Annotated in this window: 1 protein-coding gene; it reads right to left on the bottom strand. The window is 73.2% G+C overall.

Annotation, left to right across the window (positions count from 1 at the left end):
* On the bottom strand, positions 1–299 hold a 299-nt coding region (locus L3N51_RS12410; RefSeq protein ID WP_238027520.1), incomplete at both ends, for a S4 domain-containing protein.

Genomic DNA, 299 nt, shown 5'->3' on the forward strand with positions numbered 1-299 from the left:
GGGCCGGGCTGAAGCGGGTCCGGCTGGCATCGCCCGCCCAGTGGCTGCGGGCCTGCACCAGGGTCACTGCGGGCTGGTGGCCGTCTTCCGCCTGGCCGCTGACATAGCCGACCGGCTTGTGCAGCAGGATGGTCACCTGCTGGGCCTGCTGCCCCCGGGCCTGGGCATCGATCTCGATGCGGTCGCTGTGCCGGACCTGCTGGCCCATCTCGGCGACCTGGCCGTTGACCCGAACCCAACCCCGGTCCACCCAGTCGTCGGCCTCGCGGCGCGAGCACAGGCCCAGCTCGGCCATGCGC

The organism is Metallosphaera javensis (ex Hofmann et al. 2022), assembly GCF_022064045.1.
Taxonomy (GTDB): Archaea; Thermoproteota; Thermoprotei_A; order Sulfolobales; family Sulfolobaceae; genus Metallosphaera; species Metallosphaera javensis.